The sequence below is a fragment of the Pseudomonas sp. EpS/L25 genome, assembly GCF_001512295.1.
Lineage (GTDB): Bacteria > Pseudomonadota > Gammaproteobacteria > Pseudomonadales > Pseudomonadaceae > Chryseomonas.
Genome location: NZ_LNUP01000002.1, coordinates 322,085 through 337,926, shown reverse-complemented (window position 1 = coordinate 337,926; position 15,842 = coordinate 322,085). Strand labels below are relative to the sequence as shown.

Genomic DNA, 15,842 nt, shown 5'->3' with positions numbered 1-15,842 from the left:
GCGTGGAAAACCCGCCAAGGTAGCCCTGATCGCCTGCCTACGCGTCTTGCTGATTCGGCTCAATGCCATGCTCAGGGACGGTACTCCTTGGCGATCTGAGCCCGCTTGAGAAGACAGTTGCTCCTACAAAAGCGTCGTCCCCTGTAGGAGCAACTGTCTTGTCGCTGTGGGAATACCTCACGTAGCGTGGAAAACGGCGCAGCCTTTTCCACTGGAGACTTGGTGGCGAGGAGGCCCTCACCCCAACCCTCTCCCGAAGGGAGAGGGGGCTAGCCGAGCAGGCGTTCAGTTTCCATCAGCACGGCAAAGATCACGTCAAACCGGCGTACCTCTTCCTGTAGGAGCGGCCCATGGCCGCGATAGAGGTTCCTAGATCTCCTACCCCGGCCCCAACCACACCGTCAGGGCATGCAGCACCAGCCCCACCAGGCCGCCGACCAGGGTGCCGTTGATACGGATGAACTGCAGGTCCTTGCCGACGCTCTGCTCCAGTTGCTGGACCAGTTCGCCGGTGTCCCAGGCGGCCACCCGGGCGGCGATGTAGTCGCCGATGCGCTGGCGGTTGCGATCGATGAAGGGCGGCGCCACGGCGATCAGCTGTTCGTTGATCCAGCGCCGCATGGCCTCGTCGCGACTGAGGGTCTCGCCCAGCTCGGCCAGCAGCCGGCCCAGGCGGCGGCGGATGCGCGAGTCCGGGGCGGCGAGATCCGCCTGCAGCCAATTCACCAGTTCGTCCCACAGCTCCTGCAGATAGCCGGCCAGCGCCGGGTGCTCCAGCAGGCGGTCGCGCAGTTGCTCGCCTCTCAGGCGAAACGCTGGGTCCTGCTTGAGGCGTTCGACGAAGCCGACCAGGTAACCGTCGAAATGCCGCCGCAGCTCGTGCTCGCGGTCCTGGCTGACTTCGCCGATCAGGCGCGACACCGCCTGCACCACCTTGATCGCCGACCAGCGCCCGACCCGCTCGTCCAGCCCCAGGTATTTGAGAGTACGCAACTCACCGCCGATGGTGCGGGCGATCAGCGCCTGGGTGTCCTCGTCCTGCAACAGGCGGTCGATCTCCTGCAGCACCTCGTCGAGCACCGCCTGGTGGCGGCCATCGGCGGTCAGCACATCCAGCAGTTCGCCGGACAGCGCCGCCACGTCCAGCCGTTGCAGGCGCTCCACCGCCACCCGGCGGATGAAGGCCTGTACCCGCACTTCGCGCAGGGCCTCCAGGGAATAGCGGGCGACGCCGGTGGCCTGGTTGGCCACCGCGGCGGCATTGGCCGGCTGGCGCAACCAGCCGGCCAGGCGCCCGGCGGCGTCCAGCTCTTCCAGCTTGGCCAGCACCTGGGGCGTGGCGAGGAAATGCAGGCAGATGAAATCCGACAGCTTGCGCCCGACCCCGGCCTTGTTGCGCGGGATGATGGCGGTATGAGGGATCGGCAGCCCCAGGGGATGGCGGAACAGCGCGGTCACCGCGAACCAGTCGGCGATGGCACCGACCATGGCCGCCTCGGCGAAGGCGGCAGCGTAGCCCCAGGCCGGATGGCGGGCCTCCAGGGCGGTGGCCAGGCAGTAGAGCCCCGCCGCCAGGAACAGCAGCAGCAGCGCGAGGAGCTTCATGCGGCGGACCGGGGTAAGGCCGTCGCGGGAGCGCGTGGTCATGACGATGGGACGGTCCTCTGGCCGGGAACGGATGCTGGGTAGAAAGCGACGCCCGGACGGAGTTTCCCACGCGCCGCCACGGTGCGACCCAGCCCCATCCTAGCGCAGCCCCTGCTCGGTCGGCGGCGAAAGGTTCGCCCAGGCGCGAACCAATGCCGCGGGCCTGGTCCGCGACCCGATTCCAGCCATCGCCCCAGAGCCTCGCGCCGAACGACACGGCGAACCAATTTTCAATGGCATCGGCCTTGCAACCACCCCCGGTATCCGGATGCCCCGCGATGCCAATGGCAGCGCGCTCCGCCACGGGCGTCCGCCCAGACCTAAGAGGCAAAGGTTCGATGCAGATCCATACCGACGACAGTGCCCGGCTGGCCCTGGATGCCTTGCGCAACCTGGTCGCCCAGCAGAGCAGCGTCCCCGACAAACCCCTGCCGCCGGAGCGCGAGCTGGCCAGTGAATTCGGCGTCAGTCGCCGCTCCATCCGCCGCGCCCTGGCGGTGCTCGAAGCCGAGGGCCAGGTCTGGCGTCGCCAGGGCAAGGGCACCTACGTGGGCCCCACGCCGCCCAGCGCGGCCCTGACCCTCGCGCAGCTCTCCGGACGCACCAACTTCAGCGAGGTGATGGAAGCGCGCCTGCACCTGGAACCGAATCTCGCCGCCCTGGCCGCCCAGCGCGCCAGCGGCGAGCAGCGCGCGCTGATCCGCCGCATGGCGGAACGTACTGCCTTCGAGCGCCTGGGCAGCAGCGAGGACGCCGACGCCATCGAGCTGTGGGACAGCGCCTTCCACCGCAGCATCGCCGAGGCCGCCGGCAATCGCCTGTTGCTGGACCTGTTCGAGATGCTCGATGCCATCCGCCTCGACCCGATCTGGCGCGACCTGCGCCACCGCGCCCGCAACGCCCAGCGCCTGCTGGCCTACCACGACGACCACCAGGCCCTGGTGGAAGCCCTCGACGCCCGCGATCCGGCCCGCGCCGCGGCGGTGATGCGTGCCCATCTGCGCGCCCTGCAACTGGCGCTGGACAGCGTGCTGCAACAGACCCTGGAGCAGGCCCTATGAGCGCCCCGGTACTGGTGGTGGACGACCTCAGCGTGCGCTTCGCCGGCGCCCCGGCGGCGGTGGTGGAGGGCCTGAGCTTCGCCGTGCAGCCGGGCCGCACCCTGGCCCTCGTGGGCGAATCCGGCTGTGGCAAGAGCGTGACCTCCATGGCGCTGATGGGGCTGCTGCCGGCCAGCGCCCAGGTCCGCGCCCGCCAGGCCAGCTTCATGGGCGAGGACCTGCTGGGCATGCCCGAGGCGCGCCGCCGTGACCTGCGTGGCGATCGCCTGGCCATGGTGTTCCAGGAGCCAATGACCTCGCTGAATCCGGCCTTCACCGTCGGCGAGCAGTTGATGGAGACGGTGCTGCGCCATCGCGGCGGCAGCGCCCAGGCCGCCCGCCAGCGCGCCCTGGAGATGCTGGAGAAGGTGCGGGTGCCGGCGGCGGCCCAGCGGCTGGCGGCCTATCCCCACGAACTCTCCGGCGGCATGCGCCAGCGGGTGATGATCGCCATGGCGCTGGCCAACGACCCGGCGCTGATCATCGCCGACGAACCCACCACGGCGCTGGATGTGACCATCCAGGCGCAGATCCTCGAACTCATCGCCGGCCTGCAGGCCGAGACCGGCGCCGCCATGATCCTCATCACCCATGACCTCGGCGTGGTGGCCGAGGTCGCCGACGAGATGGCGGTGATGTACGCCGGCCGGGTGGTCGAGTCCGGCCCGGTCGCCCAGCTGTTCGACGATCCGCAACACCCCTACACCCTCGGCCTGATGGGCTCCATGCCCTCGCTGGGGCCGCGCACGGGTCGGCTGGCGACCATCGCCGGCCGGGTGCCGACGCCCGCCGAGATGCCCGCCGGCTGCCGCTTCGCCAGCCGCTGCCCCTTCGTCCTCGACGCCTGTCGCCTGGCCCCGCCGCCACTGGTGGAGCTCGCTCCGGGCCAGCAGGTGGCCTGCCTCCGCGCGCCCCTGGAACAGCACCTGGAGACCAGTGCATGAAAGCGGTCGAACGCCCCATCCTCGAAGCCATCGGCCTGACCAGGCACTTCGGCGGCCAGGCCGGTTTCCTGCAACGCCCGCGCCCACCGGTACAGGCGGTCAGCGATGTGTCCTTCGCCGTGCGCCGCGGCGAGACCCTGGCCCTGGTGGGCGAATCCGGTTCGGGCAAGTCGACCCTCGGCCGCCTGCTGCTCAACCTGCTCGCCCCCACCGCCGGCGACGTCATCTACGAAGGTCGCAACCTGGGCAACCTCGGCCCGGCGGCGCTGCGCCAGGTGCGCCAGGAATTGCAGATCATCTTCCAGGACCCCTTCGCCTCGCTGAATCCGCGCATGAGCGTGGCTGACATCGTCGGCGAGCCCGTGTGGCTGCACAAGCCGCTGGATCGCGGTCAGCGCGCCGAGCGGGTGGCCGAGCTGCTGCGCACCGTGGGCCTGGCGCCGGAACTGGCCGGGCGCTATCCCCATGAATTCTCCGGCGGCCAGCGCCAGCGCATCGGCATCGCCCGTGCCCTGGCCGCCGAACCCCGCCTGCTGCTCGGCGACGAGCCGGTCTCGGCGCTGGACGTCTCGGTACAGGCGCAGGTGGTGAACCTGCTGGAAGACCTCAAGGCGCGCTTCGGCCTGACGCTGATCATCGTCGCCCACGGTCTCGGTGTGATCCGCCACATGAGCGACCGGGTAGCGGTGATGTACCTGGGCGAGATCGTCGAGCTGGCGCCGGTGGAGGCGCTGTTCGAGACGTCCCTGCATCCCTATACCCAGGCGCTGCTGGCCGCGGTGCCGGTGAGCCATCCACGGGCGCGGCGACCGCGCACCCTGCTCGGCGGCGACCTGCCCAGCCCCACGGCGCCGCCCAGCGGCTGCCGCTTCCACACCCGCTGCCCCCACGCCCGGCCGCTGTGCCGCGAGGCCAAGCCGCTGCTGGAAACCTCTGCCGGCGAAGGCCAGGTGGCCTGTCACTTCTGGCGCGAGATCGCGGGTGCAGGCGCCTCACCGCCACCGCTGATCGCCACCAGCGCGGCCTTCTCGCGCCGCCTGGCCCTGTTCAACCGTCATCAGTCCCTTCTGGAGTCCACCCCATGAAAGTCTCCGCCTGGCTCACCGCCACCCTTCTGCTCCTGGCCGGCGGCTCCGCCCTGGCCGAGACCACCCTGCGCATCGGCATCCAGGACGATCCCGACGTGCTCGATCCGCACCGCTCGCGGACCTATTCCGGGCGCCTGGTCTACACCGCCCTGTGCGACAAGCTGGTGGACGTCTCGCCACAGCTGGAGCTGGTGCCCCAATTGGCCACCGCCTGGCAGTGGAGCGACGACAACCGCAGCCTGACGCTGCAACTGCGGCCGGGCGTGACCTTCCACGATGGCGAGACGTTTGATGCCGCCGCGGTGAAATTCAACCTGGACCGGGCCCGCACCCTGCCCGACTCGCTGCGCAAGAGCGAGCTGGCCTCGGTGGATACCGTGGAGGTGGTCGACCCCCAGACCGTGCGCATCCGCCTCAAGCAACCCGATGCCACCCTGCTCGCCCAGCTCTCCGACCGCGCCGGCATGATGCTGGCGCCCAAGGCGTCGGCGGGCGACGTGGGCAGCAAGCCGGTCTGCTCCGGCCCCTATCGCTTCGTGCAGCGGGTGCAGCAGGACCGCATCGTGCTGGAGCGCTTCCCGCAGTATTGGAACGCCAGCGCCTATCACTTCGACCGGCTGATCTTCCTGCCCATCCCGGACACCTCGGTACGCCTGGCCAACCTGCGCTCGGGCGACCTCGACATCGTCGAACGGGTCGCGCCCACCGACGTCAAGGGCCTGCAGGGCCAGGCCGGCTTCACCCTCTACAACACCCCGGGCCTGGGCTACATGCAGCTGATGGTGAACATGGCCAACGGCGACCGCGCCAGGAATCCCTTCGCCGGCGACAAGCGCGTGCGTCAGGCCTTCGACCTGGCACTGGATCGCGAGGCGCTCAACCAGGTGGTGTTCGAGGGTCTCTATGCGCCCAGCGTGCAGCCCTTCCCGCAGAGCAGCCCCCACTACGACAAGGCCTTCGCCGTGCCGGCCCGTGACGTGGCGCGCAGCCAGGCGCTGCTCAAGGCCGCCGGCGTCGCCCTGCCGGTCAAGGTGGAGCTGAAGATCGCCAACAACCCCATCGCTCAGCAGGTGGGCCAGTTGATCCAGGCCATGGCCACCGAGGCCGGCTTCGAGGTCAACCTGGTCGCCACCGAATACGCCACCCTGCTGGCCGAACAGCACGCCGGCAACTTCCAGCTCGGCCTGAGCGCCTGGTCCGGCCGCCCCGATCCGGATGGCAACGTGCATCAATTCGTCACCTGCAAGGGCAACCAGAACGACGGCCGCTACTGCAACGCGGCGCTGGATCAATTGCTCGACCAGGCTCGCACCACCAACGACCAGGCTCAACGCCAGGCGCTCTATGCCCAGGCCCTGACCCTCCTGCGCGAGGAGCTGCCGGTGTTCTATCTCTATTTCGACCCGCGCATCATCGCCACCCGCGCCGACCTCAAGGGCTTCATCCCCAACCCCGACGGCCTGATTCGCCTGGCCGGCGTCACCCGCGGGCAATAGCCATGCTGCGCCTCTTCCTGCGTGGCCTGCTCAGTGCCCTGCCGACCCTGCTGCTGGTGTCGCTGTTCGTCTTCACCCTGCAGCAACTGCTGCCGGGCGATCCGGTGCTGGCCATGGCCGGCGAGGAGCGCGATCCCCAGGTGCTGGAATTCCTGCGCGAGAAATACCGGCTGAACGACCCCGTGCCGGTGCAGTACCTGCACTGGATGGGCGGGGTGCTGCGGGGCGACCTGGGCATCTCGCTGCGCACCGACCAGCCGGTGACGGCGCTGATCGCCGAGAAGCTGCCGGTGACCCTGGAGCTGTCGCTGCTGGCCATCGTCATCGCCCTGCTCATCGGCATCCCCACCGGCATCCTCGCCGCGGTACGCAGGGGCACGGCGGTGGACTACGGCGCCAACCTGGTGGCCCTGTCCGGCATCTCCATCCCGCACTTCTGGCTCGGCATCCTCCTGATCCTGCTGTTCGCGGTGAAGTTGCAGTGGCTGCCGGCCTCCGGTTTCGTGCCCTTCCACGAAGACCCGCTGCGCAACCTGCGCACCCTGATCCTGCCGGCCTTCGTGCTGGGCGCCGGCCTCTCCGGCACCCTGATGCGCCATACCCGGGCAGCCATGCTGGAGGTGCTGCGCGCCGACTACGTGCGCACCGCCCGGGCCAAGGGCCTGCGCGAGCGGGTGGTGATCCTGCGCCATGCCTTGCGCAATGCGCTGATGCCCATCGTCACCCTCACCACCCTGCTGTTCGGCGAACTGCTCGGCGGCGCGGTGCTCACCGAGCAGGTCTTCAGCATCCCCGGCTTCGGCAAGATGATCGTCGACGCCGTGTTCAACCGCGACTACGCGGTGGTCCAGGGGGTGGTGCTCTGCGTGGCGGTGGGCTTCGTGCTGCTCAACCTGTTGGCCGACCTGCTCTACCGCCTGATCAATCCGCGCCTGAGGCACGCCGCATGAACGCCCTGACCCTGCCCCGCCCGGCCACCCTGCGGCCCGCGCGCTCGCCCTTCTGGTGCAAGTTCAGCGCCAACCGCGGCGCGCTGCTCGGCGCCGCGCTGATCCTCATTTTCGCCCTGGCCGCCCTGCTGGCGCCCTGGCTGGCCCCCTTCGATCCGCTCAAGACCAGCTTCCTGGCGGTGCGCAAGGCGCCCTCGGCGCTGAACTGGCTGGGCACCGACGAACTCGGGCGCGACCTGCTCTCGCGCCTGCTGTGGGGGGCGCGCAGCTCGCTGCTGGCCGGCGTGGTCTCGGTGGCCATCGCCCTGCTGGTGGGCGTGCCCCTGGGCCTGGTGGCGGGCTACTTCGGTGGCTGGCTGGACGCGCTGATCTCGCGCCTGGTGGAAGCCCTGCTGTCCTGTCCCTTCCTGGTCCTGGCCATCGCCCTGGGCGCCTTTCTCGGCCCGAGCCTGGGCAATGCCATGATCGCCATCGGCCTGTCCGCCATGCCGGTGTTCGCCCGCCTGACCCGTGGCCAGGTGCTCGCCATCCGGCACGAGGACTACCTCGAAGGGGCCCGCGCCATCGGCCTGCCGGATCGCTGGATTCTCTGGCGCTACGTCCTGCCCAACATCCTCTCGCCGCTGGTGGTCCAGGCCACCCTGACCATCGCCGCCGCCATCCTCGCCGAGGCCAGCCTGTCGTTCCTCGGCCTCGGCCAGCAACCGCCGATGCCCTCCTGGGGCTCCATGCTCAACACCGCCAAGAACTTCATGGAGCAGGCGCCCTGGATGTCCATCGCCCCGGGCGTCTGCATCTACCTTACCGTGCTGGGCTTCAACCTGCTGGGCGACGGCCTGCGCGACGCCCTCGATCCTCGTCACCAATGAGACCCTTCGCCATGCCCGATCTGGATTATCACAACCCCTATTCCTCGGCTCGCTCGCCAGTCATGGGCCGTAACCTGGTGGCCTGTTCGCAGCCGCTGGCCGCCCAGGCCGGGGTGGAGATGCTGCGCCGCGGCGGCAACGCGGTGGACGCCGCGGTGGCCGCCGCCATGGTGCTCACCGTGGTGGAACCCACCGGCTGCGGCATCGGCAGCGACGCCTTCGCCATCGTCTGGGACGGCGAGAAGGTGCAGGGCCTCAATGCCTCCGGCCGCGCACCGCGGGGCTGGACCCCGGAGTTCTTCGCCGGCCAGAGCACCATGCCAGCCCGCGGCTGGGGCGCGGTCACGGTGCCCGGCGCGGTCTCCGCCTGGGTCGCCCTGGCCCAGCGCTACGGCAAGCTGCCGCTGACCACCCTGGCCGCCCCGGCGATCCACTATGCCCGCGACGGCTTCCTGCTCACCCCGGTGATCGCCGAACTCTGGCGGCGCGGCGCCGAGCAGCTCAAGGATCAGCCCGGCTTCGCCGCCTGCTTCCTGGCCAACGGCCTACCCCGCGCCGGCACCCTGGTGCGCCTGCCCGATCATGCGCGGACCCTGGAAGCCATCGCCGCAAGCGAAGGCGCCGCCTTCTACCAGGGCGAACTGGCCCAGGCCATGGCCCGCCATGCCCGCGAGCACGGCGCGGTGCTGGACGAGGAAGACCTGCGCGCCCACCGGGCCGACTGGATCGATACCCTCTCGGTGCCCTTCGCCGGCGCCGTGGTGCACGAGTTGCCACCCAACGGCCAGGGCATCGCCACCCTCGCCGGCCTGGGTATCCTGGAGGCCGCCGGCATCGGCGCGGATCCCGTGGACAGCCCCGCGACCCTGCACAGATCCATCGAGGCCATGAAGCTGGGGCTGGCCGATCTCTACCAGCACGTCACCGATTCCGCGCACATGCGCATCCAGGCCGAGCACCTGCTGGACCCGGCCTACCTGCGCGAACGCGCCGGGCTGCTCGGTCCGCGCGCCGGCGATCCCGGCTATGGCGCCCCGCGCCCCGGCGGCACCGTCTGCCTGTCGGCGGCCGACGCCAGCGGCATGATGATTTCCTTCATCCAGTCCAACTACATGGGCTTCGGCTCGGGCGTGGTGGTACCGGGTACCGGCATCAGCCTGCAGAATCGCGGCGCCGGCTTCACCCTGGCGCCGGATCACGTCAACAGCGTGGCACCGGGCAAGCGGCCCTTCCACACCATCATCCCCGGCTTCGCCATGAATGCCGACGGCACCCCGCTGATGGCCTTCGGCCTGATGGGCGGCCCGATGCAGGCCCAGGGACACCTCCAGCTGATGCTGCGCATCCTCAAGTACCGGCAGAATCCCCAGGCCGCTGCCGACGCGCCACGCTGGCGCCTCGAAGGTGGTCGCCGGGTCGCGGTGGAAAGCAGCCTGGACCCGGCCACTCTGGAAGCGCTGCGGGCGCTGGGCCACGAGGTGACCGTGGAAGAGCCCTCCGGCGTGTTCGCCTTCGGCGGCGCCCAGATCATCCAGCGCGTCGCCGGCGGCTACGTGGGCGGCTCCGATCCGCGCAAGGATGGGCTGGTGGCCGGCTACTGAGAACGCGGCTTCAACCCTCCAGCCTGACCCAGCGCTCCTCCTGCGCCGATTGGCGCGCGGCCTGGGCCAGGCGCTCCACTTCCCAGGCTTCCTGGAAGTCGACGCCAGTATGACCGGGGTTGCCGCCCAAGGCCTCCAGCAGTGAGCGCACCTCCAGGGTCTTGAGTTCGTTGTAGCCGAGCTGGTGGCCGGGTGCCGGGCAGAAGGCGGCGTAGTCCGGTAGGTGCGGACCGGCCAGCAGGGTACGGAAACCGGCCAGGCCAGGGCGGTCGCCGACCCGATAGAGGCGCAGTTCGTTGAGCCGCTCCTGGTCGAAGACCAGGGTGCCGCGGGTACCGCAGACCTCGACCGCCAGGCGATTCTTGCGGCCGTGCTTGAGCCAACTGGTGGTCAGGGTGCCACGGGCGCCACCCGCGAAGCGCAGCAGCAGATGGGCCTGGTCGTCGATCCCCACCGTGCGGGTGCCGCCCTGGTGGGGCCGTTGGCCATGGGCGGTGTGCAGATCGGCGCACAGGGCCGCGACCGGCCCGAGCAGGAAGCGCGCCAGGGACAGGATATGGCTGCCCAGATCGGCCAGGGCACCACCGGCCTGACGGGTCTCGCAGCGCCAGGTGAAGGGGCCCTGGGGATCGCCCATGAAGTCTTCGCTGAATTCGCCGCTGAAGCCGACGATCTCGCCCAGCTCGCCGCTCTGGATCAGCTCGCGCGCCTGCTTGAGCATGGGGTTCTGCAGGTAGTTGTAGCCGACCCGATTGACCACCCCGGCCTGGCGGGCGGCGTCGCGCATCCGTGTGGCCTCCTCCAGGCTCACCGCCAGGGGCTTCTCGCAATAGACCGCCTTGCCCGCCGCCAGGGCGGCCAGGGCCATGGGCGCGTGCAGCAGATTCGGCGTGGTGATGGCCACCAGCTCGACCTGGGGATCGGCGATCAGGCGTTCCCATTCGCAGCTGCGGGTGAAACCCCAGGCATCGGCGCAACGCGCGGCGCGCTCCGGATCGGCGTCGGCCAGGGCCACCAGCCGTGGGCGGACCGGGAGCGCGAAGCTGCTCGCCGCGTGATGGAAGGCCTGGGCATGGGCATGACCCATGAAGCCGGTGCCGATCAGACCGATGCCGATGTCGCGCATGTTTCTCTCCGTCAGGGCTGTAGAAAGACCCGGCAGACGAAGCCAGTAGCCTGCCGGGTAAAAGAGTGGGTGAGCGGTGGAAGAGCGCCCTCACCCCAACCCTCACCCGGAGGGAGAGGGGAAAAGCAATCGGGTGCAGGCCTGGCCCTCACCCCGGCCCTCTCCTGGAGGGAGAGGGGGACGAACGAGCCTCAGCGCTTGGCCTTGCGCTTGTTGCGGTATTGGTCGATGACCACCGCGACCACGATGATCAGGCCCTTGATGATGTCCTGGATGTAGGCATCGACGCCGAGGAAGGTGAAGCCGCTGGCCATCACCCCGAGGATCAGGGCGCCGATCACGGTGCCGGTGATGCGCCCTACCCCGCCCGCCAGGCTGGTGCCACCGATCACCGCGGCGGCGATGGCGTCCAGTTCGTAGGACATGCCCATGCCGGCCTGGCCGGTGGCGGCGCGGGCCGAAGCCACCACCCCGGCCAGCCCTGCCAGCAGGCCGGCGATGCTGTAGACGATGATCAGGTGCTTCTTGACGTTGATCCCGGAGATGCGCGCCGCCTGCATGTTGCCGCCGATGGCGTAGGTGTACTTGCCGTACTTGGTGTAGCGCAGGGCGATGTGGAAGATCACCGCCACCACCAGGAAGATGATCACCGGCATGGCGCCGGCGCCGATGGCGGTGTAGCTGTCGGACAGCATGCTGATCGGCTGGCCTTCGGTGTAGTAGCGCGCCAGGCCGCGGGCCGAGACCATCATGCCGAGGGTGGCGATGAAGGGCGGGATGCCGGTGACGGCGATGATGCTGCCGTTGATGGCCCCGGCCAGCAGCCCTACGCCGAGGCCGGCCATGACCGGCACCCACACCGGCAGGTCGGTCAGCGAGGGAAACACCGCCCGGCCGAAATCCGAGGTCTGGGCCAGACTCGCCGCCACCATGGCCGAGAGCGCCAGTACCGAGCCGGAGGAGAGGTCGATACCGGTGGTGATGATCACCTGGGTCACGGCGATGGCCAGCAGGCCGATCACCGACACCTGCAGGATCATCAGCACCAGGCGCTGGGAATTCATCAGGAAACTCTGGTCGCGCAGGAACCAGCCGAAAGCCTCGAAGGCCAGGCCGATGCCCAGTAGCACCAGCAGGATGCCCAGTTCGGTGGGGATGCGGCGCCGGGGGCGCGTGGCGGGTAGCTCGGCGGTTTTCTTGTCCAACAGGGCACTCATCTTGTTCTACCTCTTTCTATGCCGGGGGCGGCGGGCCGGGGCCCGCCGCGAGTGATGCGTTCTAGGCGCTGTACGAAAAGTGCCTAGTGCAGGACGGGATTGCCCGAGGCCAGGTGCATGACCCGCTCCTGGGTCGCCTCGCCGCGATCGAGAAAACCGGTGACGGTGCCTTCGTGCATCACCATCACCCGGTCGCTCATGCCCAGCACCTCGGGCAGTTCGGACGAAATCATGATCACCGCCAGGCCTTCGGCGGCCAGCTTGGCGATCAGCCGGTAGATCTCGGCCTTGGCACCCACGTCGATGCCACGGGTGGGTTCGTCGAGGATGAGGATGCGCGGCCGGGTCATCAGCCAGCGGGCGATCAGCGCCTTCTGCTGGTTGCCGCCGGAGAGGTTGGCGATGCACTGGTCCAGCGAGGGCGTCTTCACCCGCAGCTGCTGGCGCATCTCCTCGCACAGCTGATCGAGGCGCTGCTGTTGCACGAAGCCGCCGCTGGCGAAACCGTTCAGCACCGCCACCTCCATGTTTTCCCCCACCGACAGGCAGGGAAAGATGCCGGTGTCCTTGCGGTCCTCGGTGAGCAGCGCCAGGCCCTTCTGGATCGCCAAATGAGGATCGCTCATCCGCACCGGCTGGCCGGCGATGCGGATCTCGCCCGCCGTGGCCGGGGTCACGCCGAACAGGGTTTCGGCGACATTGGTACGGCCCGACCCCATCAGCCCGGCGATGCCCAATACCTCGCCGGCCCGCAGGTCGAAGGAGACGCCGGAAAACACCCCGTCCAGCGCCAGGTCGCGCACCGACAGCAGCACCTCGTCACGCGGCGCGGTCCGTTCGGGAAACAGCTGGGTCAGCTCGCGACCCACCATCATGGCGATCAGGCCATCGCCGTTCAGGCTGTCGGCGCGCTGCAGGCCGATGTACTGGCCATCGCGGAACACCGCCACCTCATCGGCGATCTGGAACACCTCGTCCATCTTGTGGGTGATGTAGACGATGCCCTTACCCTGGGCCTTGAGGTCGGCGATGATGGAAAACAGGTGCGCCACCTCGGTCTCGGTGATGGCCGAGGTGGGTTCGTCCATGATCAGCACCTCGCTGTCGTAGGACACCGCCTTGGCGATCTCCACCATCTGCCGCCCGGCGATGGACAGCTCGCCCACGCTGTCATCCGGGTCCAGGGCGATGCGCAGCCGGTCCAGCAGCGCCTGGGTCTGGCGGCGCATCTTGCCGTGGTCCACCAGGTGCAGGGCATTGAGCGGTTCGCGCCCCAGCCAGATGTTCTCGGCGACGGTCATGAAGGGCATCAGGTTGAGTTCCTGGTGGATCATGGCGATGCCCGACTGCAGCGCCTGCAGCGGCGTCTCGAAGCGCACCGGCACGCCACGCAGCCGCACCTCGCCGGCATCCGGCTGGTAGATGCCGGCGATGATCTTCATCAGGGTCGACTTGCCCGCGCCGTTCTCGCCCATCAGCGCCAGCACGGTCCCGGGGCGCACCCGGAGCTGGACATGGGACAGCGCCTTGACGCCGGGAAACTCCTTGGTGACGTCGACGATCTCGAGCAGGTATTCGCTGGACGCTGCGGTGGCTGGCAGGACGCCCGAAGCGGCGGCGGTGGCAGAACTTAGCATGGTCACGCTCTCCTCACGGCCCGCCACCGGGCGGCCCGCGGCTTGGGTCATAGACGCTGGAACGGCGGGAAGTGGTCGGGGGTAGCGGCTGGATCGACGCTGCGGCCCTGGATCTGCAGGGCACGGATCAGGCCGGCGAGGGCCTTGGCGACGGTGACGCCGAGGCGCAGCCCGGCCGCGGCGATCCCGCTGAAGGTCAGCAGCAGGGCCAGGCAGCGGAGGAGCGGAATGCGGACAAGCACGAGCGCCAGGGGAGCGGGCGACATGATCACACCTTCTTATTGTTGTGGCGGCCTGCGCGAGCGAAGGCCTCATCGGATCTAACCAATGCCCCGACTTTGATTGGAATTTATTTTCCAGTCAACAAATTTTTGGAAATTATTGTACTAACGGCAGGCCAATAAAAAAGGCCCCCTGGCGGGAGCCTTCTTCGGGTGGAAGCCACCCTCTTCAGGGTGGCCGTGAGCGTCACGCCCGCACCTTTGCGGAGGTGACGGCCACCGGTCTTCCCTACTGCTTGAGCATGGCCTGGAACTCGGCGACGTTCTCCGGGGTGATGAGCCGGTAGGGAATGGTCACGTTCTGTTCCACGCTTTCCTTCTTGGCCATCTTTTCCGCCGCGTTGAGGGCGCCCTCGGCCTGGCCGCGTGCATCCTGGTACACCGAGACGCTCATCAGGCCGCGCTTGATGGCCGCCAGGGCATCGGGGGTGCCGTCCACGCCGCCGACCAGCACGCCCTGCTTGCCGGCCTGCTTGAGCGCCATGGCTGCGCCGATGGCCATTTCATCGTTGTTCGACAGGATGGCGTCGATCTCCTTGCCCGCCAGCAACCAGTTGCTGGTCAGGTCCATGCCCTTGTCGCGCAACCACATGCCGGTCTGCTCCTCGACGATCTTGATCCCGGGGTACTTGCCGAGGATCTCCTTGAAGCCCGCGGTGCGCACCTGGGTCGAGTTGTTGGACAGCTCGCCCAGCAGGATGGCCACCTGGCCCTTGCCGCCCAGCTTGTCGGCGATGTATTGCGCCTGCAGATGCCCGGCCTCACGGTCATTGGAGGTCACCGTCACCACACCGGTGGGCAACTTGGGATCATCCGGCTTGCGGTTGACGAACACCAGGGGAATGCCGGCCTTGCTCGCCGATTCGATCAGGTTGCGCGTGGCCGCGGTATCCACCGGGTTGACGATCACCGCATCGACCTTCTGGCTGATGAAGCTCTGCACCTGGTTCAGTTGCTTGACCACATCGTTGCGGGCGTCTTCGAACTGCAGCGAAATCCCATCCTGCTTGGCTTTCTTGCTCATGTTTTCGCGCAGGTAGGTCAGGTAGTTATCGTCGAAGGTGGGCATGCTCACGCCGATCTTCAGGTCGGCCAGCACGGAGGTGCTGGCCAGCAGCAGAGCGACGGCGAGAGCGGCGAGGCGAGGTGTACGGGACATGGACGAGACTCCGTTCGGTAGGCGGGATGGCAAGGCAACAGCGCTGCGCCGACGCGAGGTACACCCACGGGAACCGCCGACCGGGATCGGCGCCGCGGCGATGGGTGCACCCGCGCCCGGATCAGGCGCGCATCACTTGAGTCGGTAGAGAACGGGAGCGCCGGGCATGGCACCGATCACGGCGTCCGAGCGCTCGTGACTGCACAGCCGGAGCAGCCAACCCAGGATGGCCGGCAGCGGCGGAGAGAGTTCGGATGCAGCGGTGGAGTCAACCGACGGGACTACAGAAGTCTTCATGGGGCGGGCACCTGATCTTGTTCTTGTTGGTTACGCCTTGGCCTAGAAACGCAAGGTCGTGTTCGTGCAGCTACCTGGAACCACTGTATTGGAATTTTATTTCCAATACAAACATCGTAGAAAAAATATACACACCCTTTGTCGATCCGGCCGATACCCGCGTCTCAGAGCCTATTCAAAATCTTGTGAGCTAGTGTGGTGTTTCAGAAGTTATCTACACAATTTTGGCGGCGCTTTTTAGGCCCTGGCGGCGTTGCCACTCCTCGCCATAGCTCTGCTATGACTCGTCGCGGCGCCTAGCCAAGACCTAAAAATCACTCGCCAATTCTTGTGCGAACTTCTGAAACACCACACTAGAGCCAAACAAGGCGAAAAGGGCTGAGGAAGCGGATCGGACCCGCGCTCGGGTTTACGAGGGGTAAATGAGCAT

General features: G+C 68.3%; 14 protein-coding genes and 1 pseudogene. 8 read left to right on the top strand and 7 right to left on the bottom strand.

The features are described from left to right. Positions 1-109: pseudogene (locus AR540_RS25930) on the top strand (IS110 family transposase); the annotation flags it as partial. A gap of 269 nt (positions 110-378) precedes the next feature. On the opposite strand, the gene AR540_RS02780 reads toward AR540_RS25930, so the two are convergent. After that, positions 379-1,647 (bottom strand): DUF445 domain-containing protein, encoded by a 1,269-nt coding sequence (locus AR540_RS02780; RefSeq protein ID WP_059226328.1) that lies wholly within the window; start codon positions 1,645-1,647, stop codon positions 379-381. Between the two features lie 338 nt (positions 1,648-1,985). On the opposite strand from AR540_RS02780, the gene AR540_RS02775 reads away from it, so the two are divergent. From AR540_RS02775 to AR540_RS02745, 7 genes are read left to right on the top strand one after another with little or no spacing between them, the layout of a single operon-like run. Beyond that, a complete protein-coding gene (locus tag AR540_RS02775) occupies positions 1,986-2,708 on the top strand; it encodes a FadR/GntR family transcriptional regulator (RefSeq protein WP_059226327.1) in 723 nt (240 codons plus the stop codon). Further along, positions 2,705-3,691 (top strand): ABC transporter ATP-binding protein, encoded by a 987-nt coding sequence (locus AR540_RS02770; protein WP_059226326.1) that lies wholly within the window; start codon positions 2,705-2,707, stop codon positions 3,689-3,691. The genes AR540_RS02775 and AR540_RS02770 overlap by 4 nt, the downstream gene beginning before the upstream one ends. Next, positions 3,688-4,776, top strand: a complete 1,089-nt coding sequence (locus tag AR540_RS02765; RefSeq protein ID WP_059226325.1) for an ABC transporter ATP-binding protein — start codon at positions 3,688-3,690, stop codon at positions 4,774-4,776. Before AR540_RS02770 ends, AR540_RS02765 begins: the two co-directional genes overlap by 4 nt. Then, complete coding sequence (locus AR540_RS02760; RefSeq protein WP_059226324.1) at positions 4,773-6,275, top strand: ABC transporter substrate-binding protein; 1,503 nt, start codon at positions 4,773-4,775, stop codon at positions 6,273-6,275. The genes AR540_RS02765 and AR540_RS02760 overlap by 4 nt, the downstream gene beginning before the upstream one ends. Positions 6,276-6,277: 2 nt before the next feature. After that, positions 6,278-7,225 (top strand): ABC transporter permease, encoded by a 948-nt coding sequence (locus tag AR540_RS02755; RefSeq protein WP_059226323.1) that lies wholly within the window; start codon positions 6,278-6,280, stop codon positions 7,223-7,225. Next, a complete protein-coding gene (locus tag AR540_RS02750; RefSeq protein ID WP_059226322.1) occupies positions 7,222-8,094 on the top strand; it encodes an ABC transporter permease in 873 nt (290 codons plus the stop codon). The genes AR540_RS02755 and AR540_RS02750 overlap by 4 nt, the downstream gene beginning before the upstream one ends. Positions 8,095-8,105: 11 nt before the next feature. Next, on the top strand, positions 8,106-9,695 hold the full coding sequence (locus tag AR540_RS02745; protein WP_153014152.1) for a gamma-glutamyltransferase family protein: 1,590 nt from the start codon (positions 8,106-8,108) through the stop codon (positions 9,693-9,695). A gap of 10 nt (positions 9,696-9,705) precedes the next feature. Here the strand turns inward: AR540_RS02745 and AR540_RS02740 are convergent, their stop codons facing one another. The 6 genes from AR540_RS02740 to AR540_RS25615 all read right to left on the bottom strand — a co-directional run bounded on the left by AR540_RS02740 (position 9,706) and on the right by AR540_RS25615 (position 15,412). Further along, entirely contained in the window at positions 9,706-10,821 is a 1,116-nt protein-coding gene (locus AR540_RS02740; RefSeq protein ID WP_059226320.1) for a Gfo/Idh/MocA family protein, read from the bottom strand. A gap of 191 nt (positions 10,822-11,012) precedes the next feature. After that, entirely contained in the window at positions 11,013-12,038 is a 1,026-nt protein-coding gene (locus AR540_RS02735; RefSeq protein ID WP_059226319.1) for an ABC transporter permease, read from the bottom strand. Between the two features lie 83 nt (positions 12,039-12,121). Beyond that, positions 12,122-13,675 carry a sugar ABC transporter ATP-binding protein gene (locus tag AR540_RS02730; RefSeq protein ID WP_059226318.1) on the bottom strand — a complete coding sequence of 518 codons (1,554 nt, stop codon included), beginning with the start codon at positions 13,673-13,675 and terminating at the stop codon, positions 12,122-12,124. Between the two features lie 47 nt (positions 13,676-13,722). Then, entirely contained in the window at positions 13,723-13,941 is a 219-nt protein-coding gene (locus AR540_RS02725) for a hypothetical protein (RefSeq protein ID WP_059226317.1), read from the bottom strand. Between the two features lie 244 nt (positions 13,942-14,185). Beyond that, positions 14,186-15,115, bottom strand: coding sequence for a sugar ABC transporter substrate-binding protein (locus tag AR540_RS02720; protein WP_059226316.1), 930 nt, complete (start codon positions 15,113-15,115; stop codon positions 14,186-14,188). A gap of 132 nt (positions 15,116-15,247) precedes the next feature. Continuing rightward, positions 15,248-15,412 carry a hypothetical protein gene (locus tag AR540_RS25615; protein ID WP_160328327.1) on the bottom strand — a complete coding sequence of 55 codons (165 nt, stop codon included), beginning with the start codon at positions 15,410-15,412 and terminating at the stop codon, positions 15,248-15,250. Positions 15,413-15,842: the final 430 nt, after the last annotated feature.